Origin of the sequence: Streptomyces sp. NPDC048392, from assembly GCF_043200575.1 — a bacterium.
Classification (GTDB): domain Bacteria; phylum Actinomycetota; class Actinomycetes; order Streptomycetales; family Streptomycetaceae; genus Streptomyces.
On record NZ_JBICYB010000005.1, the window covers coordinates 17,007 to 42,577 of the forward strand.

The window sequence follows — 25,571 nt, forward strand, 5'->3', positions numbered from 1 at the left end:
GGTACGGGATCGGTAGCGCGCACAGGATGTGCGGCGCATGGAGGAGGCATCGGTGGCGGGCGAGTCCCCCGACAGGTCGAAGCAGCGCGAGTCGTCGGAAGAACCGACGTCGGGGAGCGCGGGTCCGGTTCCCGAAGCCAGGACCGAGGCGAGCGAGCCGCGTGATCCGCGGTTGCCGGTGGCACGGGAGGACGCGAAGCGTTCCGCGGGGGCCGCCGGGTCCCGCGGTGGCGTCGACACGGCGACCCGGGTGCTGTCGGTCCGCGAGGCGGAAGCGGAGGCGGAGGCCGAGGCCTCCGGCGAGGACCGCGCGTCCGAGGCGTCCGAACCGGCCGGCGGCTCCGGGGCGGCCGATACGCCGGACCCGTCCGCCGCGCCGGAGAAGTCCGACGCGTCCGGGGGCGGCCCCCCGTCGCCGGCCGTCCCGAACGACGGGCGGCTGCGGGACGCCGTCGCTGCCTGGGTGGCCACCGCGGACGAGCGTGCCGCCGCCGACGCGCGGGGGGCCGGGGACGCGGAGACGCCCGCCGAGGGCGCCGAGGGTGGTCAGGACGGCCCCCAGGAGGATTCCGAGAAGCCCGAGGAGGCCGACGGCGACGCCGCAGCGGGCTCCGCCGGCACCGGCTCGGGTCCGGCCTCGGCGCCCGGCTCGGCCCCGGGCGGGCCGGCACGCGCCGCCTCCGGTCCGGACCCGGCTTCCGGCTCCACATCCGGCCCGGCCTCGGGCCCGGCCTCCGGCTCCTCGTCCGGTTCCACGTCCGGCTCGGACTCCGGCCCGGCCTCGGGCCCGGCCTCCGGCTTCACGTCCGGCCCGGCCTCGGGCCCGGCCTCCGGCTTCACGTCCGGCCCGGCCTCGGGCCCGGCCTCCGGCTTCACGTCCGGCCCGGCCTCGGGCCCGACCTCCGGCTCCACGCCCGGTTCCACATCCGGCTCGGACTCCGGCCCGGCCTCCGGCTCCTCGTCCGGTTCCACGTCCGGCTCGGACTCCGGCCCGGCCTCGGGCCCGGCCTCCGGCTCCACGCCCGGCCCGGCCTCCGGCTCCTCGTCCGGCTCCACGCCCGGCCCGGCCTCCGGCTTCACGTCCGGTTCCACGTCCGGCTTGGACTCGGATGGAGTCTCGGCCCCGGTCGCAGCCTCCGGCTCGGACACGGGTCCCCTCGGGGACGCGGGCCCGGCGTCCGGCTCGGCACCGGTCCCGGCCTCCGCCTCCGGCTCGGACGCGGACAGGTCCTCGGACCCGGCCCCGGGCCCCGCCTCGGGCACGGACGCGGCCTCGGACCGGGGCTCCGCCTCGACGGCCGCTTCCGGCTCGGACGACGTAGGTGCAGGCACGGGGGCGGCCCCGGACGCGGACGCGGACGCAGACACACGTACGGACGCCTCGGAGCCGGGCTCGGGCTCGGGTCCCGGCGTCTCCGCCGGGGAGGTTGGTGAGCGGCAGGTTGATCAGCCCACTGCCGTGTTCAAGGCGCCGCGGCCCGCTGTCGATCAGGCGACGACCACGCTGAAGCTGGGCGACGCCGCCGCCGCGTCCAGGAAGGGCGGCCAGGGCGCCGGCGCCGGCCGGTCCGACGGCGATGCCGAGCGGACCAGCAAGTTCGTGGCGCTGCGGCACCCGGACGACCCGGCGACCCGCAAGCCGCCGCAGCCGCCGCAGACCTCGCGGGCCCAGTCGACCGCGACCGAGGCGCCCAAGGCGCCGCAGACGCCCCGTACCGGGCCCACCGCCGCCGTGCCGCACGTCGGGCCCGACCGGACCACTCAGCAGCCGCTGCCGCCCAAGCCGCCGCTGGACCTGCTGGCGGAGCTGACGAACACCCCGCCGCCCCCGCAGACCCCGCTGCGGACGACGGTGCGCCGGGTCAAGATCTGGACGCCGCTGGTCATCCTGCTGCTGATCGCCTTCGGCGTCGCCCAGTCCATGCGCCCGCTGCCCGCGCCGACCCTGGACCTCACGGCGAAGGACAGTTTCACGTTCGACGGCGGCAAGCCGGAGATCCCGTGGCCGTCCAGCGGGCAGGCGGCGCTCGACGTGCAGGGCATCGGGTCGTTCGGCTCGTCCGGCGACCAGAAGCCCGTGCCGATCGCGAGCGTGGCCAAGGTCATGACCGCGTACGTCATCCTGCGCGACCACTCGCTCAAGAGCGGCGCCGAGGGTCCCGAGATCAGGATCGACCAGGCGGCGGAGGACCAGTCGCAGGCCGGCCAGGAGTCGACGGTCAACGTGTTCGAGGGCGACTCGATCTCCCAGCGCGAGGCCCTGGAGAGCATCCTGATCGCGTCCGCGAACAATGTGGCGCGGCTCCTCGCCCGCTGGGACGCGGGGTCCGAGAAGGCGTTCGTGGAGAAGATGAACGCCGCCGCGAAGGACCTCGGCATGACCAACACGACGTACACGGACCCGTCGGGGCTGGACAACACGACGGTGAGCACGGCCGTGGACCAGGTGAAGCTGGCCAAGGAGGCCATGAAGCAGCCCGCGTTCCGCGAGGTCGCCACGATGATGTCGTACGACGACTACAAGGGTGTCAACCACTCCAACTGGAACCACCTGGTCGGCCACAACGACGTCGTCGGCATCAAGACCGGCACCACCACCTCCGCGCTCGGCAACCTCGTCTTCGCGGCGAAGAAGGAGGTCGGCGGGGAGACCCGGACCATCATCGGCGCCGTGGTGCGCCAGCCGGCCGGCGGCCCGGACAACACCATCCTCGGTGCCGCGCTGGACTCCGGCGACAAGCTGATCCGGGCCGCGCAGGACACCCTGAAGTCGTCGACCATCCTGGAGAAGGGGAGCATCGTCGGGTACGTCGACGACGGTCTCGGCGGCCGTACACCGGTCGTCGCCACGCAGGACGTCAAGGCCGTCGGCTGGGGTGGACTGACCGTGAAGCTGACGTTCGACGGTGATGAGGTTCCGCACACGGCGAAGGCCGGTACCGAGGTCGGCACCCTCACGGTCGGCGACGGTGGTACCAGCGGCGCCGTGAAGGTGCCGGTGGCCCTGCGCGACGACCTCGTCGAGCCCGGTTTCCCGGCCAAGCTGACCCGCCTGGGCTGACCGCCGGCCCGTCCGGTCCGAGCGACGCCCCGCGCCCCCGCGGTCACCTGCCGCGGGGGCGTTCGCGTCCTCGGGGGTGGCAGGGCGCGGGAAGCTCCCGCGGGGTCCCGAAAGGGAGGAAGCCACGGTGCGGGCGTGCGTGCTAGCGTCACGAAACGGGGCAGGTCGTCGGTCGCGGGAACGGGACACGGCCCGAAAGAAGAACACGGGACACGGGGAGTGCCTTCAGGTGGCCACTGCGGAGCCGACACGCGCCGACGACGCCGATCCGGGCCCGGGAGCCGGGCCGCGACCACGCGTACCCGCGCCCCGGAGAGACGACGGGGCGAGCACGGAGAGCACGGAGAGCGGACGGTCCGCCGGACCCGACCCGGCGGACGGCGACGGTGAGCCCGGGTCTTCGGGACCGGAGTCCGCCGGAGCGGAGTCCGCGGGAGGCGAGTCCGGCGGACCCGGGCCTGCGGCTCCAGAAGCGCCGTCGGCGGTGAACGCCGCCTTCCTGGCCCTGCGCGAACGCATGCTGCGCCACCCCGTGCTGTCGGTGACCGTTCTGGCCGGGGTCCTCCACGTCGTCTGGTTCTTCACGTTCGCGAACAGCGGCGGCGACCTCGCGGCGCAGGACGCCTGGGCGGAGTTCGTCGGCCGGTACCCGGACTCGGCGTACAACCTCGCCTGGTACGGCGGTATGCACCCGGTGTCGTACAGCGTGGTCTCGCCGTATCTGATGTCGGTGCTCGGCGTGCGGACGACGATGATGATCGCGGGGACGCTGTCGGCCGGGCTGCTGACGATGCTCCTGATCCGCAGCCGGGTGGTCCGCAATCCGCTGTGGGCGTCGCTGGCGGGCCTGTTCGCGCTGCTGGGCAACGCGGCGTCGGGGCGGGTGACGTTCGGTCTCGGCATGATGTTCGGTCTCGGCGCGGTCGCCGCGGTGTTCTGCTGGCCGTACCGCTGGCGGCACGAACGCTGGGCCAAGGGCCTGTGCGCGGCGCCGCTGGCCGCGCTGTCGACCATGTCCTCGCCGGTCGCGGGCCTGTTCGTGGGCCTGGTGGCGGTCGCCCTTTTCCTGCAGAAGCGCCGACCGGGCGCCTGGTCCCTGGGGCTGGCCCCGAGCGTGGTCGTCGGTCTCTCGGCCTGGCTGTTCCCCTTCTCCGGAACGCAGCCGATGTCGTTCGGCTCGGCGGTGCTGCCCATCCTGTACGCGGGTCTGGTGTACGCGTTCGTGCCGCGCACCTGGACGACCGTGCGGATCACGTCGGCGGTCTACGGCCTGTCCGTGCTGCTGGTCTGGCTGATCAGTTCCCAGATCGGCTCCAACATCACCCGCCTCCCCATGCTCTTCGCCGGAGTGGCGCTGGTGGCGGCGCTGCCGTTCACGGTGCCGAGGTCGCGCAAGTGGTACGCGCTCGTGGTCTCCCTCGCCGGCTTCGTCGGCTGGATCGGCTTCAAGTCGGCCGACGACATCGTCCACACCACGCCGGCCGCCTCCTGGGCGCGCGAGCTGGCGCCGCTCGTCAACGAGTTGCAGGAGGTCGGCGCGGGGCGGGGCCGGGTGGAGGCCGTACCCGCCCGCTCCCACCGGGAGGCCTCGGCGCTCGCGCCGTACGTGAACCTGGCCCGCGGCTGGACCCGCCAGGCCGACATGGAGCGCAACCCGCTCTTCTACGACGACACGCTCAACTCGGCGAACTACCACGAGTGGCTGAAGCGCTGGGCCGTGCACTTCGTGGTGCTGCCCAAGGACGAGCCGGACGGAGACGGCGGCGAGCGCGAGCGGGAGCTGGTGCAGCAGGGGCTGCCGTATCTGAAGCAGATCTGGGGCGACGCCAACTGGCAGCTGTTCCAGGTGGTCAACCCGACTCCGCTGGCGGAGCCGAACGCGGAGGTCCAGCGCGCCGAGCAGGGCGAGTGGACGATCGACGTGAAGGAGCCGGGCCGGATCCTGGTCCGGGTGCCGTACTCGCCGTGGCTGAGCCTCGTCGACGCCGAGGGCAACAAGCTCGAGGCGCCCCGGGAGACGGAGGCCTCCAAGAAGGCCCCGGAGGGCACGCCGAAGACGTACGACAACGTCAACGGCTGCGTGACGGAGACGGAGGAGACCGCCGAGGGCGACAAGTGGACGTGGCTGGTGGCGCCCCGGGAGGGCACGTACCGGCTGGCCGCGCCGTACGGGCTGCAGCGGGGCACGCCGTGCCCGGAGGAGTCGGAGTAGCCCACCGCCCGCGGTGGCCCCACTCGCGCTCTTGTTCACGTAGATGAACAGAGGTCAGCAAGCCGAACATCTTTACCCCCTCTTGACCCGCCCCTTCCTTGTCGTGCCCGCGTCGACGCACCCACGATGAGCGGGCACTTCGCGGCCTGCCTCGCCCCTACCCCGCTCGTGCGAAGTGCCAACCAGCTGAGCGGAGTTCACAAGGCGGACCCCGGAAGGGGGCACATGAACGGTCTCGACTGGTCCGTGCTGATCGGCTACTTCGCCGTCATGGTGGCGATCGGTGTCTGGTCGCACAAACGCGTGGACGACGTCAGCGACTTCTTCACGGCCGGCGGCAAGATGCCCTGGTGGCTGTCCGGCATCTCGCACCACATGTCCGGCTACAGCGCGGTGATGTTCACCGGGTACGCGGGCATCGCCTACACCTACGGCGTCACGTCCTTCGTGACGTGGTCGTTCCCCATCGCGCTCGGCGTGGCGATCGGCTCCAAGCTGTTCGCGCCGCGCATCAACCGGCTGCGCTCACGGCTGCACGTGGCCTCGCCGCTGGAGTACCTCAAGAACCGGTACAACCTGCCCACCCAGCAGGCGCTGGCCTGGTCCGGCATGCTGCTGAAGATCGTGGACGTCGCCGCGAAGTGGGCGGCCATCGCCACCCTCCTGTCGGTGTTCACCGGGATCTCCCTCAACCAGGGCATCCTGATCACCGGCGTCATCACGGGCATCTACTGCACGATCGGCGGCCTGTGGGCGGACGCGCTGACGGAGCTCGGCCAGTTCGTCATCCAGCTGCTGGCCGGTGTCTCGATGTTCGTGGCCGTGGTCATGAAGCTCGGCGACCACGGCGGCTTCTTCGGCGTCTGGGACGAGCCCGCCCTCCAGGGGCACGCGAAGCCGCTGGTCGGCCCGTACGGGACGGTGTTCCTGCTGGCCTTCCTCTTCATCAAGCTCTTCGAGTACAACGGCGGCATGCTCAACCAGGCCCAGCGCTACATGGCCACGCGCAACGCCCGGGAGGCGGCGCGGGGGGCGCGGCTTTCGGCGGTGCTGTGGCTGGTGTGGCCGGTGGTGCTGTTCTTCCCGATGTGGATGTCGCCGCTGCTGGTGGAGTCGCAGAAGACGGACGGCTCCGACTCCTACGCCCTGATGACCGAGCAGCTGCTGCCGCACGGGCTGCTCGGCCTGGTCGTCGTCGGCTTCTTCTCGCACACCATGGCCATGTGCTCCTCGGACGCCAACGCGATCGCGGCCGTCTTCACCCGTGACGTGGCGCCGGTGCTGTCGACACGGGCGCGCGGCTGGGGACGGCGGGCCGGTCTGCTGGCGGCACGGCTGACGACGGTGATCTTCCTCGGGCTCTCGATGGCGGTGGCGACGCAGGTCGATTCGCCGGCGTTCAAGGACATCATCACCGTCGTGATCAAGTGGGTCGCGGGGCTGATGGGTCCGATCGCGATCCCGATGATGCTCGGTCTGCTGCGGCCCTTCCGCCGCTCGGGTCCGACGGCGGCGCTCACCAGCTGGGGGCTCGGCCTGTTCGCCTTCTGGCTGGTCAACTACCCGATCAACTGGAACGTGGAGGGCGGGGTGCCGCTCGAGTACCAGGTCTCCATCCCGCTGGCGGTCTCGCTGGTCCTGTACATCGTGATCGGCTACCTGCGGCCGGAGGACACCCCGGAGCGGCTCGCGATCATCGAGCGGGTCAACACGGACGGCGACGACGACGCCTCGGGCGCGGCGGCCGCGGTTCCGGCGCCCGCGGGCGCCGTGGGCGACGCGGTGGGCCGCAGCCGGGTGGGCGACTAGAGCGGCGCGACGGTGCGGTGCGGTGCGGTGTCCGCGGCTGGGGCACCGCACCGTGTCCGGACCGGGCTCAGCGCAGTTCCTGGATGCGGATCTGGTTGCCGGCGGGGTCCCGGAAGGCGCAGTCGCGGATGCCGTACGGCTGCTCGGTCGGCTCCTGGACGATCTCGGCGTTTCCGGCACGGACCCTCTCGAAGGTCCCGTCGAGGTCCTTGGTGGCCAGGAGGATCCACCCGTAGGTGCCCTTGGCCATCATCTCGGCGATGGTGCGGCGCTCGGCGTCGGTGATGCCGGGGTCGACGGCGGGCGGCGACAGGAGCAGCGAGGTGTCCGGCTGGCCGGCCGGACCGACCGTGATCCAGCGCATCCTGCCGTTCCCGACGTCCTTGCGGACCTCGAAGCCGAGGACGTCCCGGTAGAAGGCGAGGGACGCGTCCGGATCGTCGTGCGGAAGAACGGTGGTGTGAATGCTGATGTCCATGGCAGTCACGCTAGCCGCGGCCCGCCCGGCCGCGCTTCTCGAAACGTGACCGTCCTTCCGGACGCTGCGCGGAGCGTCCCTACGCCCGCGGGTATCGCGCCAGCCAGCCCGGGGACGAGCCCGCCGGACCGTGCAGGGCGGGGCCCTGGGTCATCTCCATGGCGAAGTCGTCGGCCAGTTCCAGGACGGTCGGGCGGCCCTCCAGCTCGGCCAGCCAGGCCGGGGGCAGCGCCGTCTCGCCGTGCAGGGCGCCGAGCAGGCCGCCGGTCAGGGCCCCGGTCGCCGCCGAGGGGCCGTCGTGGTTGACGGCGAGCCGCAGCCCGTGCCGTACGTCCTCGCCGACGAGGGCGCAGTACACGGCGGCGGCGACCAGTCCCTCCGCCGTCCCCGCGCCGATCAGCCCGGTGACGCGTGCCGGGGTCGGCAGCCCCTGCCGTACCGCGCCCAGCGCGTGCCGCAGGGCGTCCACCACGGGCTCGTGCCCCGGCCGCGCGGCGAGCAGCGCGAGCGCCCGCTGCACGGCGGCGTCCAGGCTCTCGCCGCGCGCCAGCCCGTGTACGACCACGGCGTACGCGCCCGCCGTCAGGTAGCCGGTGGGGTGGCCGTGGGTCTGCGCCGCGCACTCCACGGCGAGCTGGGCGACCAGTTGCGGCTCCCAGCCGACCAGCAGCCCGAAGGGCGCCGACCGGGCGGCGGCCTCGGGTCCGTGCTCGCCGGGGTTCTTGGGCGCCTCGGGGGTGCCCATCGTCTCGTCGCCGAGCCCGAGCAGCAGCGCGCGCGGGGCGTCCCGGCGGACGTACAGCCACTCCTCGTGGGCCAGCCAGCCGTCGTCCTTGCGCCGCAGGTCGGGACCCCAGTCGCGCTGGGTGGCGACCCAGCGCCGGTACGCCCGGTGCAGGTCGGTCGGCGGATGCCAGGCGCCGGTGTCCCGCCGCACCTGGGCGCGGATCAGCCCGTCCACGGAGAACAGGGTCAGCTGGGTGAGGTGGGTGACGGCACCGCGCCGGCCGTAGGCGGGGGCCAGATCGGTCAGGCCCTGCGCGCCGTGTGCCTCCCGGATCGCGGCCAGGTCCAGCCCGTCGGCGGGCGCGCCGAGGGCGTCCCCGACGGCCGTGCCGAGCAGTGTCCCGCGCACCCGGCTGCGGAAGTCCTGCTGCTCGGCACGCCCCCAGACGGCACCGGCTGACCCGCCCACCCAGGCCTCCCCTCGACACGGTGCGTACGTGCGACGTCCAGCACTGTATTCGAAGGGGAGGGTCGGTTCAGGGCCGAAACGGTGTGGAAACGTTCACGCACCGACGCATGCCTCACGGCAGCGGCGGGCCAGGTCCCGGCGCGGGGTCGTCGTCGGCCGCGGGGTCCAGTCGGCCCCGGCCCCGCTGGTGCTCTCGCCGGTGACGGGACGGTGGACGACGCCGGGGCGGGGGTGGAAGCGGGCCGCGGATGCGAAGCCGGGGCGACGTCGTGTCCGTCGGCGATCGCGCTGATCCAGTCGTCCGGCTTCTCGGTGACCGCGGATCCAGTCGTCCGGCTTCTCGGTGACCGCGCCGATGGGCGCCGGGTGGCCGTCACGCCCGTCGGCGGCCAGTCAGTGCTGAGGCCAGGGGCCCGTCTCGGGCGGGGCCGCCACGAGGGGTTCGTCCCACAGAGCACGGAAGCCGTTCGTCCGGCGTCCGGCGTCCGGGCAGGGGGCCTGCCGCATCTCGGCCCTCAAGCCCGGCCTGCGGCGGGCGAACTCAGCGGTGATCGACTGCGCCTCGTTGGCGGCACCGGCGATACGGCCGACCCGCGGCACGCGGGCCGCCCGGCTCGCCCCGGACCTCGTCTCCCGCCGTGCCCCTCCCGCCCGGCCGGCGGGGCGGGACCCGATCGGCCGGCACGCGCCCCGGTGCGGTGAGGGGCAGGCCGGTCCTCGACCGGGTGAAAGGGCCCCGCCGAGCCCGGCGCCTCCGACTGCCGGATCTGCTCGGTCAACGCGGGCTGGGAGACGAACAGCCTCTCGGCGGCCCGGACGCTCCTGACGCTCGGCGCCCCCGCCATGCAGACTTCGGTGGCGATCGGTCGAAGCGCGATGGCACAGGGCACCCGCGGCGTGGGTCCCGTGCCTGCCGGGCGCGAGGCAGCCGGAGCCACCGGACTGTCTCGTCGGCCTGCTGGGCCCGCGGCCGTCGGCATCGCCACCGCGACCGGTCTCGTCGTCCTCTTCTTCGTCGGCGCGCTCGTGCTGGTGGTGGCTGTGTGCGCCGGAAAGCGTGAGCAGTTCGACCGCATGTGTCATCAGGGCGCTCAGCTGAGCCGATGGAGGACACTTCCCCGTGAAGTGTTCACGCTTTTCGCACGGCATACCCCGTGGCACGCCCCTCCCGGCATCCGCGACCGCGGCTCCCCGGGCCCGTGGCACGGACGGCGCGTTGGCAGCCGTCGCAGCAGCCGTCGCGGGTCTGGAGGGGGCGGCGCTGATCGCGGGTGACGGCCTGGCCGGCGTCGCGCACCAGCACCCGCAGCAGGTCGGACTCCTTCGCGGTGGGCCGGAGCTCCTCCTCGCCCGTCCAGGCCCGGTGCGACTCGACGTCGATGCGCACACACCGTGGGCGGCGGGCGGCTGCGCGGGCTCGACCGCACCGCGCCGCAGCAGGGCCCGGACCCGGGCGGGCAGCTCGGCGAGGCGGAGGGGCTCGGTGACGCAGTCGTCGGCGCCCGCGTCCGAACCGACGACGGTGTCCACCTCGTCGGCGCGCGCGGTCAGGACCAGGACGGGCACGGCGCCGGCGTTCACCGGCCGGTGGGAGTAGCCCCTCTGCGGCGCGCGAGGGGCGTCCCGCCGGCCGGTGCGGCCGGCGGCTGTCCCAGATGCCGGGTGAAGAACCGGGCGGCGACGTCCCCCGCCCACTGCGGGACGCCGGTGTGCCCGCCCATGTCGGCGTGCAGGGACTTCTCCTTCGAGCCGAAGGCGTCGAACAGGTCCAGGGCGGCCTGCCGGTCGTTCCCCTCGTCGTCCCACTGCAGCAGGACGTGCAGCGGAACGGTGACCCGGCGTGCCTCATCGAAGGTCGCGCGGGGCACGAAACTGCCGGCGAAGAGACCGGCGGCCACGATGCGCGGCTCGACCGCCGCGAGGCGGACGCCGATGGAGATGACTCCGCCCGAGTAGCCGACCGGGCCGCCGATCTCGGGCAGTGCCAGGAGGGCGTCAAGGGCGGCCCGGCATTCCGGGACCGCCTCGTCGACGAGCGGGAGGGTGAGCGCGTCGATGATCTCGTCGCCGACCGGCTCACCGGTTTCCAGAACCCGGCGCAGGTCGGCGCGGGCCCGTTCGAGCGCGGCCCGGCGGGGCCGGTCGCCGCTGCCGGGGAGCTCGATGGTGGCCGCGGCGAAGCCGTCCTTCGCGGCGTGCCGCGCCCGCGTCACGAGCCGGGGGTACATCCTGCCCAGTCCGAGCGTGGGGTGACCGAGCAGGATCAGCGGCGTCGGTGCGGAACCGGACGCGGACGCGGGCGTCCACAGGAAGCCGGGGATGTCACCGAGGGCGAAGGCGCGTTCGAGGACGGTCTCGTCGAGGCGCTGTTCGGAAGTGAAGTGAAGGGCCATGATCGTGCCTTTCGGGAGTGCTGCCGAGCGGCGCTCCCGGACGATCTACCGCCCGACCGTGTCCCCGGAGGAGAGCACCCACGTGGATACGTCCACGGGTACCACCTCCTCGCTCTCCCGCACGGCCGCCACAAACGTAGCAGTGGCCGCCGTGGGCCGCCGAACGGTTTTCGCGGTGGGCGTCGCCCCGGGCCAACCGCCGTCATCCGTCCGGCCGTTCGGCGACGTCGCGCTTCGAAGAGATCACGTTCCCGGGCCTGCCCGCGCACGGGGGCCCCGGCTTCGGGATAGTGCTGTCATGGCCAACATCCCACGCACCACCCTCTCTCTCGCAGCCACCGTCCTGACCGCGGTCCTCGCCCTCTACATCGCCCTCGTGGCCCTGGGGAACATCACCGACTTCGACAGCAACCAGCAGTTCGTGCACCACGTCCTCGCGATGGACACCACCTTCGAGGACGACGACCTGATGTGGCGGGCGATCACGAGCAAGGGTCTCCAGGACACCGCCTACGTGGCGATCATCGTGTGGGAGACCGCCGCCGCGCTCGTGCTGATCTGGGCGGCCTGGCTCTGGATACGCCGGGCGCACGCCTCCGCACGGCGCTTCACCACGTACGGCACCCTCATGCTGGTGCTGCTCTTCGGTGCCGGGTTCATCGGTATCGGCGGGGAGTGGTTCGCGATGTGGCAGTCGGAGGACTGGAACGGGCTCGAAGCGGCGACCCGGGTCCTCCTGCTGAGCGGACTCGTGCTGATCGTCGCCCACCTCCCCGGCGAGCGGCAGCCCGCCGAGGGTTAGCCGACGACGTTGACCTTCGTGCCGGTCGTGGCGAACGCCCAGACGGCCGTGCCGTCGGCCTTGCGGAGCCGTATGCCGCCCGTCTTCGCGCCGGAGGCGGGCGGAGGGGGCGAGGAGCCGTCGACGGCGTTGGAGAAGGCGACGGAGACGCCGTCCTCCTGGGTGAAGTAGACGATCCGCTCGATGCGCACGCCGTCGGAGCCGGTCGTGGCCCCCTCCGCGCGGCTGCCGACCGTGTAGGTGCCCGGGGCGGGGCCGACCGTGCCCGGCCACACCGTGAACGTCCGCCGTGCGGCGTCACTGGCGTCGACCAGCCAGACCCGCTTCTGCCCCAGCGAGTACACGATGCGCCGCCCGGTGCCGGAAGACTCCGGTACCGGGGCCGGCGCGGTCTCCTTCGGTGTGGGGTGCGCGCCGGCCGACACCGTGGGGCTCGGCCCGACGGCCGTGGCGGTGGGCTGGGGTCCCCGGTCCGCCTGTACGGCCAGGACGGTCACCGCCGCGATCGCCCCCACGGTCAGACCGGAGACCCACGCCCAGGAGGGAAGTCGGGCAGGCACGGCACGCATCTCCTCAGCTACGAGAACCCCGACACACCGGGGGCCCGATCATCGTACTGCGAGCCCGGCGTGCCCCCGACGCGCGTGCCCTCAGTCCAGGACCGGGAGCAGCTCCGGCAGATGCCCGTCCGAGTCCCGCGCCGCCCGCTGCCGCTCCTGCGGGACCGGGCCGTACAGGGTGGTGCGCGGCTTCGCCGGGCGGCCCGCCGCCTCCGCGACCGCGATCAGGTCCTTGACCGACTTGTACGACCCGTACGAGGAGCCCGCCATGCGGGAGATGGTCTCCTCCATGAGGGTGCCGCCGAGGTCGTTGGCTCCGGAGCGGAGCATCTCCGCCGCACCCTCGGTGCCCAGTTTCACCCAGCTCGTCTGGATGTTGGGGATGTGCGGGTGCAGGAGGAGGCGGGCCATGGCCGTCACCGCGCGGTTGTCCCGCAGGGAGGGGCCGGGCCGCGCGATGCCCGCCAGGTACACCGGCGCGTTGGTGTGGATGAAGGGGAGCGTCACGAACTCCGTGAAGCCGCCCGTGCGCCGCTGGATGCCGGCGAGCGTGCGCAGGTGGCCCAGCCAGTGGCGGGGCTGGTCGACATGGCCGTACATCATCGTGGACGAGGACCGGATGCCCAGTTCGTGGGCCGTCTCGATCACCTCGATCCAGGTGGCCGTCGGCAGCTTGCCCTTGGTCAGGATCCAGCGGACCTCGTCGTCGAGGATCTCCGCCGCCGTGCCCGGGATGGAGTCGAGGCCCGCCTCCTTGGCGGCGCTCAGCCACTCGCGGACCGGCATCCCCGTGCGGGTCGCGCCGTTGACGACCTCCATCGGGGAGAAGGCGTGCACGTGCATGCCGGGGACGCGGGCCTTCACCGCCCTCGCGATGTCGAAGTACGCCGTGCCGGGCAGATCGGGGTGGATGCCGCCCTGCATGCAGACCTCGACCGCGCCCACGTCCCAGGCCTGTCGGGCGCGGTCGGCGACCTGGTCGAGGGAGAGCGTGTAGGCGTCGGCGTCCGTGCGGCGCTGGGCGAAGGCGCAGAAACGACAGCCGGTGTAGCAGACGTTGGTGAAGTTGATGTTCCGCGTGACGATGTACGTCACGTCGTCGCCGGACACCGACTTGCGCACGTCGTCGGCCACCCGGCACAGGGCGTCCAGCGCCGGGCCGTCGGCGTGCAGCAGGGCCAGCGCCTCGTCGTCCGTCAGCTTCGTCGGGTCGTCGGCCGCCGTCGCAAGGGCCTGGCGTACGTCGGTGTCGATGCGCTCCGGCGCCATGCCGGGCGCGGCGGCCTCACGCAGGGCGCCCCAGTCGCCGTACACCTCGTCGAAGTCGTCGCGGCGGTCGGACGTGCGCCCCTCGGTGTCGATGGTGGCGTGCAGATCGGTGCGGCCGGTCGCGGTGAACGCCTCGTCCGGTTCCTGCCAGGCGTGGCCCTCGACCACCGCGTCCCGGCGGGCCAGGCCCGTCGCCGGGTCGGCGAGGGCGGCCACGTGGGGGCGCAGGCGGGGGTCGAGCCAGGGCTCGCCGCGCCTGACGAACTCCGGGTACACGCAGAGACGTTCCCGCAGCGCGAAACCGGCGGCCCGGGACTTCGCCGCGAGTTCGTCGATCTGCGGCCAGGGTCGCTCGGGGTTCACGTGGTCGATGGTGAGCGGGGAGACGCCGCCCCAGTCGTCGATGCCCGCGCCGATCAGCCGCTCGTACTCCGAGTCCACCAGGTTCGGCGGGGCCTGGAGGCAGGCGGAGGGGCCCATCAGGTGCCGGGCGACGGCGACCGTGGCGACCAGTTCGTCCAGTTCCGCGTCCGGCATGCCGCGCATCGCCGTGTCCGGCTTGGCGCGGAAGTTCTGGATGATCAGCTCCTGGATGCCGTGGTAGGAGCGGGAGACGCGGCGGAGCGCGAAGAGGGACTCGGCCCGTTCCTCGTACGTCTCGCCGATGCCGATGAGCACACCGGAGGTGAAGGGGACCGAGGAACGCCCGGCGTCCTCCAGGACGCGCAGCCTGACGGCGGGCTCCTTGTCCGGTGAACCGTGGTGCGGGCCGCCGGGCTCGGACCACAGGCGGGTGGCGGTGGTCTCCAGCATCATGCCCATGGAGGGCGCGACGGGCTTGAGCCGCTGGAAGTCCGTCCAGGTCAGCACGCCGGGGTTGAGGTGCGGGAGCAGGCCCGTCTCCTCCAGGACACGGATGGAGACGGCGCGGACGTACGCGATCGTGTCGTCGTACCCGTGCGCGTCGAGCCACTCGCGCGCCTCGGGCCAGCGGTCCTCGGGCTTGTCGCCGAGGGTGATGAGGGCTTCCTTGCAGCCGAGGGCCGCGCCCTTGCGCGCGAGGTCGAGCACCTCGTCCGGCGACATGAACATCCCGTGCCCGTCGCGGCGCAGCCTGCCGGGGACGGTGACGAAGGTGCAGTAGTGGCACTTGTCGCGGCACAGCCGGGTCAGCGGGATGAAGACGCTCTTCGAGTACGTGATGACGCCGGGGCGTCCGGCGGCCTCCAGGCCCGCGTCGCGGACCCGGGCGGCGGACGCGGTGAGGGCGTCGAGGTGCTCGCCGCGCGCCTGGAGCAGCACGGCGGCCTCGGACACGTCCAGGGCGACGCCGTCCCTGGCGCGTTTGAGAGCGCGACGCATGGAGTTCTCGGTGGGGCCGGCGCGGTCGGCGGGTCCGGTTCCGGAGGTCGCGGAAGTCGTCATCCTTCGAGCATACGAGCGCGGTGATCAGGACGTCCGCCCCCGTCCGTCCCCGCCCCGGCGGCCCACCGCGCGGTTCCCGTCCCCCGGCCCGTCGAACCCCCTTCCCCGGCCGGGAGTTCACGGCTCGGTACGAGGGTTGCCCGCACCACCCCCGCACCACCGGTGTCAGGTCACTGACGACACCTGGGAGCAGCAGCACGTGCGGGGACGGCCGCACCGGTACCGGCAGACGCGCGGTGTTCGTGACGGGAGCCGCCGCCGCGCTTACGTCGCAAGCGTGAGCTTCGCCTCGGCGGCACACCGTGAGCGGCGCGGGAGAACCGTGCGCGGCACTCTCCCGCCCGGCTCCCCCGGCTTCGTGTACGTCCCCGTCGAAGTCCCCCGGGGAGTGCGCGGGATCCACGTCGCCCACACCTACGACCGCTCCGCGGGCACGCCGGCATCGGCGAGCGGCTGCGCGTGAACGACGACACCCCGGTCACCGTCCGCCTGGAGGTGACGGGCGCCCCGCGCTGCACGGTGCGCCTCGTCACGGACCAGGGCGTGCCGTTCACCGGCGCTCCGCTGCCGGTGTCGGGCGCGGGCGTCGTGGAGTGGGGGACGACCGCGTCGTACGCGGCGTACGTACGGCCGGCGGTGCGGCACGAGGCGGCGGCGGGCCCGCTGCCGGGGGCGCCGGCGGCGTTCACCGACCCGGTCTTCCCGGGCCGGCGGCCGAGGCCCTGACGGCCCTCCCGTCGTCCAGGTCGGCGACGACCGCCGCGTGGTCGGAGGGCCAGACCCCGTCTACGGGGCCGTCGCCGGCCCGCCGTACCGCCCGGACCCGGCCGAGTCCGCCGGGGCCGGGCGGGCCCACGTGGACGTAGTCGATCCGCGCGCTCGGTCCGCCGTCCGCGCGGGCCACGTACGGGTTCGCGGTGTCCCAGGTACCGGACGGCGCGCCCGGTTCGGCGAACTCCCAGGCGTCGCGCAGCCGAGCCGCCCGCAGCAGGCCGAGCTCCGGTGCCCCGGGCCGGGCGTTGAAGTCGCCGGTGACGACGGGCGGGTGCCCGGTGCCGTGCCCGTGCGCGGCGACGAACTCCGCGAGGGCGGCGGCCTGCTCGCGGCGCACGGCGCGGGCGTGGGCGCCCGAGGTCAGGTGGACGGTGAAGAAGGGCACCGGGTGCCCGGGGGCGTCCAGCAGGGTGTGGAGGGCCAGCCGCCCGTCGTCGAGTTCCCCGGGGACGGGCAGCCGCAGCACCGCCCGTGCCACCACGGGCCGGCGGCTGAGCACCGCGGTGCCGATGCCCACCGTGTCGTCCCCGATCCGCCGCTGCCACCGCTCGGGGGCGGGCGAGGGCGCCCAGGCCCAGTGCAGACCGAGGTCGCGGGCCAGCCACTCGGCGAGGTTCTCGCCCCCGTCCACGGCCCACACCTCCTGGAGCCCGACGACATCCGGCTCCAGCTCCCGCAGCACGCCGAGGATCGCCTTGCGCCGCTCGGCCCACGGCCCGAACCGCCACCACAGGTTCCAGGTCACCACCCGCACACCCCACCGCCCCTCTCCGGCCCACTCGCACCCTCCCTCTGAGGTTTTCCGGGGAACATGGAGGCACACGAGACGGGAGCGTGAACGAACGATGTACTCGAAGCCGAAGCCGCCCGACGCAGAGAAGAAGTACCGGACCGTCACGGCCTTCCAGCGCCGCATGAACACCGTGGTGCGCCGGCTGCCCGGCCAGACCCTGCTGGAGACCACCGGCCGTGTCTCCGGCCTGCCCCGCCGCACGCCGGTGGGCGGACGCCGGGTGGGGGACTCCTTCTGGCTGGTGTCGGAGTTCGGCGAACGGTCCCAGTACGTCCGCAACATCCGCGCCGATCCGCGGGTACGGGTACGCGTCCGGGGCCGCTGGCACCCGGGCACCGCCCACCTCCTCCCCGACGACGACCCGCTCGCACGCCTGCGCCGGCTCCCCCGCCTCAACGGCATGGCGGTACGGGCGATGGGCGTCGGGACGGCGCTGCTGACGGTGCGGGTGGAGCTGGAGGGGCAAGGGAGCAGGTGAGGAAGCTGTGATCGGCGTCTCCCACGGCTGACGTGGTCGGCATGAACAAGGCAAACTGGCGTGGTTGCTCAGGATGTCTAGGGGGACGGCATGGACGGTGTACCGCGGGTTCCGGAGCAGCGGCGTCCCGGATTCCCGGCGGAACCGGAGGAAACGGGCACGCTGCGCTTCGGCGTACTGGGGCCGGTGCGTGCCTGGCGCGGCGAGGAGGCGCTGGCCACCGGCTCTCCCCAGCAGCGCGCGCTGCTGGCCGCCCTGCTGCTGCGCGAGGGCCGGACGGCCACGGCGGCCGAGCTGATCGACGCCCTGTGGGGCGAGGAGCCGCCCTCGCAGGCGCTGGCGGCGGTGCGGACGTACGCGTCCCGGCTGCGGAAGGTCCTGGGCCCCGGGGTCCTGGTGAGCGAGTCGGGCGGGTACGCCGTGCGGGGCCTCGCCGAGGAGGCGTTGGACCTGGCGACGGCCCAGATCCTGGCCGCGGAGGCCGAGAAGGCCAGGAACGCCGGGGATCTGGGCCACGCCCGTGACCTGTTGCGCCGTGCGCTGTCCCGGTGGGACGGCGAGGCACTGGCAGGCGTGCCGGGTCCGTACGCGCAGGCACAGCGGGTCCGGCTGGAGGAGTGGCGGCTCCAACTCCTGGAGACGCGCCTCGACCTGGACCTCGACCAGGGCTGTCACGCGGAGGCGGTCTCGGAGTTGACGGCCCTCACGGCCGCGCACCCCCTGCGCGAACGCCTGCGCGAGCTGCTGATGCTGGCCCTCTACCGCAGCGGCCGCCAGGCGGAGGCCCTCGCGGTCTACGCCGACACCCGCCGCCTGCTCGCCGACGAGCTGGGCGTCGACCCCCGCCCCGGCCTCCAGGAACTTCAGCAGCGTGTGCTCAGGGCAGACCCGGGCCTCGCCGAGCCGCCGACGCCGGACCCGGAGCGGACCGTGACCGCGCTCCGCCCGGCCCAGCTGCCCGCCAGTGTCCCCGACTTCACCGGACGCGCGTCCTTCGTCCGCGAACTGGGCGACGTGCTGTCCTCGGCGTCCGGGGACGCGGCCACGGGGCGCGTGATGGCGGTCTCGGCGGTGGCCGGTATCGGCGGCGTCGGCAAGACGACCCTCGCGGTGCACGTCGCCCACCAGGCGCGGGCCGCCTTCCCCGACGGGCAGCTGTACGTCGACCTCCAGGGCGCGGGCGCCCGGCCCGCGGAACCGGAGACGGTACTGGGCTCGTTCCTGCGCGCCCTGGGCACCCCCGACTCGGCCGTCCCCGACTCCCTGGAGGAGCGGGCCGCCCTCTACCGCTCCGTCCTGGACGGCCGCCGCGTCCTCGTCCTTCTCGACAACGCCCGCGACGCCGCCCAGGTGCGGCCCCTGCTGCCCGGCACGGACGGCTGCGCCGCGCTGGTGACGGCACGGGTGCGGATGGTGGACCTCGCCGGGGCGCACCTGGTCGACCTGGACGTGATGTCGCCCGAGGAGGCGCTGGCCCTGTTCACGAGGATCGTGGGCGAGGAGCGGGTCGCCTCGGAGCGGGAGGCCGCCCTCGACGTGGTCGGCGCGTGCGGTTTCCTCCCTCTCGCCATCCGCATCGCCGCCTCCCGCCTGGCGGCCCGCCGTACCTGGACGGTGTCGGTCCTCGCGGCGAAGCTGGCGGACGAGCGACGCCGGCTGGACGAGCTGCAGGCGGGCGACCTGGCCGTCAAGGCCACCTTCGAGCTGGGCTACGGCCAGCTGGAACCGGCCCAGGCCCGTGCCTTCCGGTTGCTGGGCCTGGCGGACGGCCCGGACATCTCCCTGGCGGCCGCGGCGGCGGTCCTGGATCTGCCGGCGCAGGACACGGAGGACCTCCTGGAGGCCCTGGTGGACACGTCGCTGCTCGAGTCGGCGGCCCCGGGCCGCTACCGCTTCCACGACCTCGTCCGCCTCTACGCGCGTGCGTGCGCGCAACGCGACGAGCATCCGCCGAGCGAGCGGGGCGCCGCGCTGTCGCGGTTGCTGGACTTCTATCTGGCCACGGCGGCGGGGGTCTACGCGATCGAGCGGCCGGGCGACCGGCTGGTGGAGGATCTCGAGCCGACCCGGTACCCGGGGCTGCGTTTCGAGGACGGGTCGAAGGCACTGGACTGGCTGTACACGGAATCGTCGGCCCTGCTGGCCTGCGTACGCCAGGCCGCCGGCACGGAGAGACTGCGCCGGGCCGTCGACCTTCTGTGGGCGGCCAAGGACCTGATCGAATCGGGAGCCAACTCCCATCAGTACGAGACCACGGCCCGGGCCATGTGCGAGGCGACGCGGACCGTCGGGGACGCCCGCACCGAAGGACGGGCCCGGACGACGCTGACCAACGTCCTGCTGGTCTACGGCCGCATCCAGCAGGCGCAGGAGGAGGCGCGGTCGGCGATGGAGCGCGCGGCGTCCGCGGGGGACGCCACCGCGGTCAGCTGGGTGGCCAACGACCGCGGGCTCATCTGCCTTCACCAAGGCCGCCACGCGGACGGGAAGGCCTTCTTCGAGCAGGCGATCGAGGGACACCGAGCCGCCGGCAACAGGCTCGGCGAAGCCGTCACGCTCGCCAATCTGTCCCGCTCCTACCTGGAGCTGGGCGACGTGCCCCAGGCCGTGGAGATCGCGCAGCAGAGTCTCGCCGCACACTCACGGCTGGGACGGCCCATGCGGCGCGCCAGCGCCCACTTCGCCCTGGGTCTGGCCCTCGCCAAGGCGAGCAGGCACGCCGAGGCGCTCGGTCAGTTCAGTGCCGCCCAGGGCATCTTCAGCGAGCACCGACAGCGGCTCTGGGTCGGGAACACGCACTTCCGGATGGCGGAGGTGCACCTGGCCGCCGCTCGCTTCGCCGCGGCGGCGCAGCACGCGGAGCAGGCACTGGTCCTGGGCTGTGTCGGCGGTGACCGGATGCGGGGCAATGTCGTGACCCTGCTCGGCCGGGCCCTCGGCTCCCTCGGCCAGGCGGACCGGGCCAGGGCCTGCTGGCAGGACGCGCTCGGCCTCTACGAGCAGAGCGGGGCCGCCGAGGCGAACGAGGTCCGCACCCTCCTCTCCTCCCCCGCGTCCGCCGCCTAGAGCGGGCTGAACGCGGACGTTCAGCAATCGTTTATGTCCGACCGGCACGCTGACGTCAGTCGGACCGCCGCGTCGGGGGCAGAGGGTTCGACGGGAGCCCGACGAGCTAGTGTGCGGCTCCGAACGCCCGTCCGGCGGCCCTCGGGGGAGCTTCCGGGCGGGCGTTTCCGACCTGTCACGACCTGGAGGAAGCAAGCTCATGAGCGACCCGAAGAAGGACGCCGACGTCACCACGCAGGACAACAGCATGCCCGCGCCGCCGACGGACGGGACCGCGACGACGCAGGACAACAGCATGCCGAGCGAGCCCGCCACGGGTGACGCCATCACGACCCTGGACAACAGCATGCCGGCCCCGCCCGCCCTGGACCTGGACCGGAACGGCAAGTAGACCTTCTTCCCACACGGGGATCGGCCGCGGCGGCGCGGAGGGGAGCCGCCGCGGCCGACGTGTGTCCGGGGAAGGCGCGGGGCTCACCCGTGGGTCACGGCCGCCGGCCGGCCGACCGGGCGAGTTCGGCCGCCCGGCGGTGGTCCTTGGGCCGGCCCAGGGCCCGGCGCATGCGGATCAGGTCGTCGAGTGCGGCGTAGCGGATGGTGAAGCCGGCGGGGTCACGGGTCGTCCGGGCCCGGGTCAGGCAGGGGGCGACGTTCATGGCGCCCCAGGGGAGGGCGGGGGTGCACAGGTCGCCGTCGGCGCCGGTCACCCGGTAGGCCACCCGGGCGCGGTCGAGGACGGGCGGTTCGGCGCAGCCGGCCCGGGTCGGGGCCTCGCGCAGGGCGCGCGCCTCCCCGGGGGTGCCGTCCCAGAGCAGGTCGAGGTCTCCGGTCAGTTCGGCGGAGCCGTGCATGATGCCGGCGACCTGGCCGATGACCACGGCGTGCGAGTGGGCGTCGTGGAGCGCTCGGAGGAAGGGGCGCGGGTCGAAGCCGAGTGCGCCGTCGGTGGCGAAGGTGTCCTGGAGGCCGTCGGCCTCCTCGGGGCTCGTGCCGGTGGGGACGCGCTCCCGGGTGGCGTCCTCGGTCCGGGCGATCGCCTGCCGCAGGCGCAGGGCGGCTGTCGGGTCCCTCTCCTCGTCCGGTTCCGTCGTCACCGGCTCCTCCTCGGCTATGAGAGCGGCAGCGGTTCCGCTTCGTCCAGTGCGCAGTGGTCGGGGGTGGTGGAGCCGTCCAGGGGCACGCGGACCTCGGCCACGCCGCGTGCCGGGACCGTGGTCTCCTCGCGGCCGTCGGCGATCGTCGCGTCGGCCGCGTCCTTGAAGAGGACCGTGACGGCGAAGGTGTGCTCGGTGCCGTTCGGGTTGGTGACCTCGACGGTGGCGTACGGGTCGGACTCCGTCGCGCAGGTCACCAGTTCGGCGGTGGCCGCTTCCCGGCCGGTGCCGCCCGTGCCGCCCGTGCTGCCGCTGCCCGTCGTGTCGCCGTCGTAGGTGTCGTCGTCGTGGTCGTGGTAGCCGCCGCCGCTGCTGCTGCCGTAGGTGTCGTCGTCCTTGTAGGCGCCGCCGCCCGACGTGGACGACGAGCTGTCGTGGTCCTGGCCCGAGCTGCTGCAGCCGCCCCCGCCGTCGCCTCCGTGACCGTGACCGTGGCCGTGGCGGCCGGTCGAGAAGCCGGTCAGGCCGAGGACCACCAGTGCCGAGATCGCCGTGAACCTGAGTGCTCGCCCCCGTGTCGTCATGACGATCACGCTATCGAGCGGATGTCACGGACACGTCACCAGCCGGGCACGGCCCCTCACGTCCACGACACGTCGTACGCGCCCGTCCCACCCCTCACGCCCACGACACGTCGTACGCGCCCGTCCCCTCACGCCCACGTCACGTCGTACGCGCCGTCCCCGTGCCCTTCTCCGCGTCCAGCGCGTACACGCAGCGGTCCTTGCTGCACGCGTACACGATGCCGTCGCGGACGACCGGGGAGCCGGTGATCTCGCCGCCGGTGGCGAGCTTCCAGCGGAGGCGGCCGTCGTCGGCCTTCAGCGTGTAGAGCAGGTGGTCCGTCGACCCGAAGTGGACGCGGCCCTCGGCGACCACCGGGGCGCCCACGATGTCGCCCCCGGCCTGGAAGCGCCACTTGGGGGTGCCCGTGACCGCGTCCAGGGTGTAGAGGCCCTTGCCGCTGCCCACGTGGACGTGGCCGGCGGCGACCAGGACCGGGTCGGTCGAGGAGCGGGCCTCGGTCGCGATGCGCCAGCGGTCGCGGCCGTCGGTGGCGTCGAGGGCGTAGACGGTGCCGAGGTAGTCGGCGAGGTAGACGCCGCCGCCGGTCACCGCGGGGCCGGGGACGAAGGCGGGCGGGGCGAGGAAGACGGCGGGGGCCTCGAAGTGCCAGCGGACGTGGCCGGAGGCGACCTCCAGGGCGAGGACCCGGGTGCCGGCCGCGACGTACACGTAACCGTCGGGGGCCTGGGCGACGCGGACCGGGACTCCGCCGCAGGAGGCCGCGTCACCGATCGGGTACGACCATCTCTCGTCGCCGGTACGGGCGTCCAGGGCGCGCAGCCGGGCGTCCTGCCAGACGTACACCGTGCCCTCGTGGACCGAGGCGCCCGCCTCCGGGGACTCGAAGTCGGTCTGGGCGCCGGTGATCTCCCACAGCTTCTGGCCGCCGGAGGACTCCCAGGCCTGGACGCCGCCGCCGCGGGTGGCGGTGACGACCGTGCCCCGGTCGGCCTGGAGGGAGTAGACCCAGGCGTCGGTCTGCAGACGCCAGAGGTCGGCGCCCTCACGGGCGTCGAGGGCGAAGAGGGTCGGTCCGTCGGAGGCGTGGATGCGGCCGTCCGCCACCGCCATCGACCAGGCGACGTCCCGGGTCTTGAAGCGGCGGCGCCCGGTGCCCACGTCCAGGGCGTGCACCTCGAAGGAGGTGACGTAGACCAGGTCCCCGGCGACCCGGGGCGTGCCCCAGACGTCGTTGGACATGCGGAACCGCCAGGGGCGCCAGCCGGCCGGCGAGGCCTCCGGGGGCGCGGGCGACGGGGCCGGTACGGCGGGGTCGGCGCCGTTGACACCGGGGCGCGGGCGGGACCAGGACGCCGAGAGGGCCGACTCGGGCGGGGGCGCGGCGACGGCTGCGACGCGCATGTCGGCGACGCGTGGGCCGGGGCCGATGGGCACCGCCGCTCCGGCCAGCCGGACCGGCCCGCCGTCGGGTGTGCCGGCGGGCCTCGGGACCGCCGGGCCGCGTGCCGGCGGCGCCGGTACGACGGGGTCGTGCGCGGGCGGGGGCGGGGGCGCGGGGACCCCGGGGCGTCCCGGACCGCGGCCGCCGGCCGTCGTGGCGGGCTTGACCGCGGGGCGGCCGTTGCGGCGCCCCTCGATCAGGCCCATGGCCCGCTCCGGCAGCCACGCCGACGCCGTACCGCTGTCGTCGGAGCCCGAGCCGAAGAGGTGCGGGGCGAGCTGGGCCTGGAGGTCGGCGGGGTTGGGGCGGCCGGTGGCCTCCATCTGCATGCAGGACTCGATGAGCGGGCGCAGCTCGTCGGGCAGGCCCTCGAGGTCGGGGCCCTCGCGCAGCAGCATGAACACCGTCTCGACCGGGTTGGCGCCGTGGAAGGGCGGGTGTCCGGTGGCGGCGAAGACCAGCATCGAGCCGAGCGAGAAGACGTCGCTGGCGCCGGTGACGCTGCGGGAGTCCTTCGCCTGCTCCGGTGACATGTAGGCGGGGGTGCCGACGGCCACGTTCGTCATGGTCAGCCGGGTGTTCGAGACGCCGGACGCGATGCCGAAGTCGATCACGCGGGGGCCGTCCTCGACGACGAGGACGTTGGAGGGCTTCAGGTCGCGGTGGACCAGGCCCGCACCGTGGATCGACTGGAGCGCCTCCGCGACGCCCGCCGCCAGCCAGCGCACCGCCTGGGCCGGCATCGGCCCGCACTCGTTCACTATCTCCTCGAGGGAGGGTGCGGGCACGTAGGCCGTGGCCAGCCACGGCACCGCGGCGCGCGGGTCGGCGTCGACCACGGCCGCCGTGTAGAAGCCCGAGACCGCGCGGGCCGCCTCCACCTCGCGGGTGAAGCGGACGCGGAACAACTGGTCCTCCGCCAGCTCCGTGCGCACCGTCTTGATCGCCACGCGCCGCCCGGACGCCGAGCGCGCGAGATAGACCAGCCCCATGCCGCCGGCGCCGAGCCGGCCCAGCACCTCGAACGGCCCGATCCGCCGCGGATCGTGCTGCGTCAGCTGATCCACCACTTGCCTGCCACCTCCCCGTACGAGCCGCGCCACCCACATATGTACGCGACCGAAGTGCAGCGTCTCACCACCGCACGTCCGTGGCGCCACGCACCCCGATTCTTCCTGTCCAGAGCGCTGGTGGCGAACCTGGCGACAATCGGGGTGTCTTACCTTATTCCGGGCAAAGGGTGAGGTTCGCGTCCCCTCTCCGGGGTCCCGTTCAGCGTCGCAGCAGCGCGAACGACGCTCCCTGGCCGTCCGAGACCACGGCCACCCGTCCGTACGACGTCTCGAAGGGCGGCACCCGCACCCGCCCGCCGAGCCGGGCCACCGCCGCGAGCGCGGCGTCGACGTCCGCCACCCGGAAGTGGACGAGGAAGTGCGGCGGCATCTCGGCGGGGAAGACGTCGGAGAGCTGTGCGCGGCCGAAGTCGGGGAAGGCGTCCGGGCCGAAGAGCGCGTCGTGGAACAGGTCGCCGTAGAAGGCGTTGGCGGCCCCGGTGTCCCGGGTGTACAGCTCGGCCCAGGCGAAGGTGCCCGGCTCGTGCCGGCGTCCGAAGCCGGTACGGCGGCCCGGCTGCCACAGCCCGAAGACCGCGCCGTCGGGGTCGGCGGCGAGGGCGGCGGTGCCCAGGTCGCCGACCGGGTGGGGCGGGGTGACGACCTGGCCGCCGCCCGCCCGGATCCGCCCGGCCAGGGCAGCGGCGTCCGGGGTGTGGAAGTACACGGACCACACGGTGGGCATCCGGCCGTCCGTCTTGCGCACCAGAGCGGCGACCGGCTCCCCGTCCAGGCACGCCCGTACGGACTCCCCCGCGTCCCCCGCTTCCCTCTCCTCCCGGAAGGTCCAGCCGAACAGCCCGCCGTAGAAGCGCTTGCCCGCCTCCACGTCGGAGAGCTGTGCGTCCACCCAGCAGGGGACGCCCTCCCGGTCGGCGGACGGACGGGCTGACGCCCTCTTCTCGGATGCCCCTTTTTCGGCCATGTCGTCAAAGTAACCGCGTCGCCCGCACCGCGCAGACCAGGCACACCAGCCTCACTCCGCGCTCGCACCCCATTTGCAGTCGGCCGAATCGCGCTC

18 protein-coding genes and 2 pseudogenes are annotated in these 25,571 nt (G+C 73.8%); 9 read left to right on the forward strand and 11 right to left on the reverse strand.

What is annotated here, in order from left to right:
* Positions 1–52 precede the first annotated feature (52 nt).
* From ACGFYH_RS09930 to ACGFYH_RS09940, 3 genes are all read left to right on the forward strand, one after another.
* Positions 53–3,061 (forward strand): D-alanyl-D-alanine carboxypeptidase, encoded by a 3,009-nt coding sequence (locus ACGFYH_RS09930; protein ID WP_393802865.1) that lies wholly within the window; start codon positions 53–55, stop codon positions 3,059–3,061.
* A 229-nt stretch (positions 3,062–3,290) separates the two neighbouring features.
* Positions 3,291–5,273: an MFS transporter gene (locus ACGFYH_RS09935; RefSeq protein ID WP_393802630.1), complete on the forward strand. Its 1,983-nt coding sequence runs from the start codon at positions 3,291–3,293 to the stop codon at positions 5,271–5,273.
* Positions 5,274–5,498: 225 nt separating this feature from the next.
* Positions 5,499–7,082, forward strand: a complete 1,584-nt coding sequence (locus ACGFYH_RS09940; protein ID WP_393802631.1) for a sodium:solute symporter family protein — start codon at positions 5,499–5,501, stop codon at positions 7,080–7,082.
* Between the two features lie 67 nt (positions 7,083–7,149).
* Here ACGFYH_RS09940 and ACGFYH_RS09945 read toward each other — a convergent pair whose 3' ends face one another.
* The 4 genes and pseudogenes from ACGFYH_RS09945 to ACGFYH_RS09960 all read right to left on the reverse strand — a co-directional run bounded on the left by ACGFYH_RS09945 (position 7,150) and on the right by ACGFYH_RS09960 (position 11,148).
* The gene (locus tag ACGFYH_RS09945; protein WP_393802632.1) at positions 7,150–7,560 is read right to left on the reverse strand and encodes a VOC family protein; all 411 of its coding nucleotides are present in this window, start codon (positions 7,558–7,560) and stop codon (positions 7,150–7,152) included.
* Between the two features lie 79 nt (positions 7,561–7,639).
* Entirely contained in the window at positions 7,640–8,755 is a 1,116-nt protein-coding gene (locus ACGFYH_RS09950; RefSeq protein WP_393802633.1) for an ADP-ribosylglycohydrolase family protein, read from the reverse strand.
* Positions 8,756–10,016: 1,261 nt separating this feature from the next.
* Positions 10,017–10,324 (reverse strand): annotated as a pseudogene (locus ACGFYH_RS09955) (response regulator transcription factor); the annotation flags it as partial.
* Between the two features lie 8 nt (positions 10,325–10,332).
* Complete coding sequence (locus tag ACGFYH_RS09960; RefSeq protein ID WP_393802634.1) at positions 10,333–11,148, reverse strand: alpha/beta hydrolase; 816 nt, start codon at positions 11,146–11,148, stop codon at positions 10,333–10,335.
* 298 nt (positions 11,149–11,446) lie between these two features.
* Between ACGFYH_RS09960 and ACGFYH_RS09965 the strand changes: the two genes are divergently transcribed.
* The gene (locus ACGFYH_RS09965; protein ID WP_393802635.1) at positions 11,447–11,950 is read left to right on the forward strand and encodes a DUF2165 domain-containing protein; all 504 of its coding nucleotides are present in this window, start codon (positions 11,447–11,449) and stop codon (positions 11,948–11,950) included.
* Here the strand turns inward: ACGFYH_RS09965 and ACGFYH_RS09970 are convergent.
* Positions 11,947–12,510 (reverse strand): hypothetical protein, encoded by a 564-nt coding sequence (locus ACGFYH_RS09970; protein WP_393802636.1) that lies wholly within the window; start codon positions 12,508–12,510, stop codon positions 11,947–11,949. The two genes, ACGFYH_RS09965 and ACGFYH_RS09970, sit on opposite strands and share 4 nt — an antisense overlap.
* A 90-nt stretch (positions 12,511–12,600) precedes the next feature.
* A complete protein-coding gene (locus tag ACGFYH_RS09975) occupies positions 12,601–15,204 on the reverse strand; it encodes a bifunctional FO biosynthesis protein CofGH (RefSeq protein WP_393802637.1) in 2,604 nt (867 codons plus the stop codon).
* 322 nt (positions 15,205–15,526) lie between these two features.
* Between ACGFYH_RS09975 and ACGFYH_RS09980 the strand changes: the two genes are divergently transcribed.
* Positions 15,527–15,667 carry a hypothetical protein gene (locus ACGFYH_RS09980; protein WP_393802638.1) on the forward strand — a complete coding sequence of 47 codons (141 nt, stop codon included), beginning with the start codon at positions 15,527–15,529 and terminating at the stop codon, positions 15,665–15,667.
* Positions 15,637–15,930: pseudogene (locus ACGFYH_RS09985) on the forward strand (phosphoesterase); the annotation flags it as partial. The gene ACGFYH_RS09980 and the pseudogene ACGFYH_RS09985, both read left to right, overlap by 31 nt.
* Here ACGFYH_RS09985 and ACGFYH_RS09990 read toward each other — a convergent pair.
* A complete protein-coding gene (locus ACGFYH_RS09990) occupies positions 15,890–16,732 on the reverse strand; it encodes an endonuclease/exonuclease/phosphatase family protein (RefSeq protein ID WP_393802639.1) in 843 nt (280 codons plus the stop codon). The pseudogene ACGFYH_RS09985 and the gene ACGFYH_RS09990 overlap by 41 nt on opposite strands.
* A 91-nt stretch (positions 16,733–16,823) precedes the next feature.
* On the opposite strand from ACGFYH_RS09990, the gene ACGFYH_RS09995 reads away from it, so the two are divergent.
* The 3 genes from ACGFYH_RS09995 (at position 16,824) to ACGFYH_RS10005 (ending at position 20,706) form a co-directional block, all read left to right on the forward strand.
* Positions 16,824–17,249: a nitroreductase/quinone reductase family protein gene (locus ACGFYH_RS09995; protein WP_393802640.1), complete on the forward strand. Its 426-nt coding sequence runs from the start codon at positions 16,824–16,826 to the stop codon at positions 17,247–17,249.
* Between the two features lie 90 nt (positions 17,250–17,339).
* On the forward strand, positions 17,340–20,315 hold the full coding sequence (locus ACGFYH_RS10000) for a BTAD domain-containing putative transcriptional regulator (RefSeq protein ID WP_393802641.1): 2,976 nt from the start codon (positions 17,340–17,342) through the stop codon (positions 20,313–20,315).
* Between the two features lie 199 nt (positions 20,316–20,514).
* Positions 20,515–20,706, forward strand: a complete 192-nt coding sequence (locus tag ACGFYH_RS10005) for a hypothetical protein (RefSeq protein ID WP_393802642.1) — start codon at positions 20,515–20,517, stop codon at positions 20,704–20,706.
* A gap of 94 nt (positions 20,707–20,800) precedes the next feature.
* Here the strand turns inward: ACGFYH_RS10005 and ACGFYH_RS10010 are convergent, their stop codons facing one another.
* The 4 genes from ACGFYH_RS10010 to ACGFYH_RS10025 form a co-directional block, all read right to left on the reverse strand.
* On the reverse strand, positions 20,801–21,409 hold the full coding sequence (locus tag ACGFYH_RS10010) for a hypothetical protein (RefSeq protein WP_393802643.1): 609 nt from the start codon (positions 21,407–21,409) through the stop codon (positions 20,801–20,803).
* Positions 21,410–21,423: 14 nt separating this feature from the next.
* Positions 21,424–21,993: a hypothetical protein gene (locus ACGFYH_RS10015; RefSeq protein ID WP_393802644.1), complete on the reverse strand. Its 570-nt coding sequence runs from the start codon at positions 21,991–21,993 to the stop codon at positions 21,424–21,426.
* 139 nt (positions 21,994–22,132) lie between these two features.
* The gene (locus ACGFYH_RS10020; RefSeq protein ID WP_393802645.1) at positions 22,133–24,508 is read right to left on the reverse strand and encodes a PQQ-binding-like beta-propeller repeat protein; all 2,376 of its coding nucleotides are present in this window, start codon (positions 24,506–24,508) and stop codon (positions 22,133–22,135) included.
* Between the two features lie 202 nt (positions 24,509–24,710).
* Positions 24,711–25,475 (reverse strand): VOC family protein, encoded by a 765-nt coding sequence (locus ACGFYH_RS10025; RefSeq protein WP_393802646.1) that lies wholly within the window; start codon positions 25,473–25,475, stop codon positions 24,711–24,713.
* Positions 25,476–25,571: the final 96 nt, after the last annotated feature.